The organism is Arthrobacter sp. Y3223164 (genome assembly GCF_059091005.1).
On sequence record NZ_JBNHGF010000502.1, the window covers coordinates 1 to 1,708 of the forward strand.

The following is a 1,708-nucleotide window of genomic DNA, read 5'->3' on the forward strand; positions in this document are numbered from 1 at the left end:
GGAAACCCTCGCTGGCGAGGGATCCGGCAGCCGCCCGTTCGGACGCTGCCCGTACTAGGCCGCCGCCGCCTTGCGGATGGCTGCCTCCAGCACGTCCAGGGCGTCGGCCAGCAGCTCGTCGCCGATGACCAGCGGCGGGAGCAGGCGCACCACGTTGCCGTAGGTGCCGCAGGTGAGGATGATGACGCCTTCCTGCAGGCAGGCGGCCGCGATTTCCTTGGTGGCCTCGGCGTTCGGCTCCTTGGTGGTCGCGCCGGTGCCCGGCTTGACGAACTCCATGGCCAGCATGGCGCCGCGGCCGCGCAGGTCGCCGATGATGTCGACTTCCTCGGCCAGCTTCCGCAGCCGGCCCATGACCTGCTCTTCGATGTGGCGGGCCCGGGCGTTAAGGTCCTGGGTCTGCATGGTGTCGATGGCAGCCAGCGCGGCGGCGCAAGCCACCGGGTTGCCGCCGTAGGTACCGCCCAGTCCGCCCGGGTGCACGGCGTCCATCAGCTCGGCGCGGCCGGTAATGGCGGACAGCGGCATGCCGCCGGCGATGCCCTTGGCCATCGTGATGATGTCGGGCACCACGCCGTCGTGCTCCGAAGCGAACCAGGCACCGGTGCGCGCGAACCCGGACTGGACCTCGTCCGCGATGAACACCACGCCGTTGTCCTTGGCCCACTGGGCCAGCGCGGGGAGGAAGCCTTCGGCCGGGACAATGAAGCCGCCCTCGCCCTGGATCGGCTCGATCAGGATTGCGGCCACGTTCTCGGCGCCGATCTGCTTCTCGATCATCGTGATGGCGCGGCGTGCCGCGTCCTCGCCCTTGATGTCGGCTTCCTCGCGGTACGGGTAGCTCATCGGCACCCGGTAGATCTCCGGCGCGAAGGGGCCGAAGCTGCCGGCCGGGCTGGACTTGTACGGGGTCGCCTTGGCGGTCAGGCCCATCGTCAGGTTGGTGCGGCCGTGGTAGGCGTGGTCAAAGGCGACGACGGCGGTGCGGCCGGTGGCAATGCGGGCCACCTTCACGGCGTTCTCCACGGCTTCCGCCCCGGAGTTGAACAGCACGGAACGCTTCTCGTGGTCGCCCGGGGTCAGCTCGGCCAGTTTTTCGGCGACGGCGATGTAGCCCTCGTAGGGGCTGACCATGAAGCACGTGTGGGTGAACTTGGCGACCTGCTCCTGCACCGCGGCGACGACGGCGGGGTCGGAGGCGCCGACACTGGTCACGGCGATGCCGGAGCCCAGGTCGATGAACGAGTTGCCGTCCACGTCGGTGATGATGCCGCCGTCGGCGTCGGCCACGTAGACCGGAACGCCGGAGGCGACGCCGCCGGCAACCACGGCGCTGCGGCGGGCGGCCAGTTCCGCGGACTTCGGGCCGGGGAAACCGGCCGAGACGTCGCGCTTCTGCTCCAGCCGGAACTGGGGCTGGGTCGTCTGAGTGGTCATGATGTGCCTTTCACGTTGAGGGTGGGAATGCAGCGGACAGCCCGGAGGATCCGCACACTCGCATCGCAGCGGCAGCTTCGCGGGGGACCGGCGGACAGGCCGGGCCACGGGACGCCGAGCTCTACAGCGAGATTACGGTTCCCGGCCCGCAGCTGCCTATGGCGGCCCGCACAGCGAATGTGCAATGTTGCCGTGCAGATGGCCAGAGGCAGCGACGGCGGCGCCCGCCGCCCCCGAGTCCACACCACTCCCCCAGAAAGTAATAGCACAC

1 protein-coding gene is annotated in these 1,708 nt (G+C 69.7%); it reads right to left on the reverse strand.

Translation table 11 applies throughout. The annotated features are described in order from the left end of the window. Nucleotides 1-54: 54 nt before the first annotated feature. Nucleotides 55-1,437, reverse strand: coding sequence for a 4-aminobutyrate--2-oxoglutarate transaminase (gene gabT, locus AC5RUJ_RS15830; protein WP_494128785.1), 1,383 nt, complete (start codon nt 1,435-1,437; stop codon nt 55-57). Nucleotides 1,438-1,708: the final 271 nt, after the last annotated feature.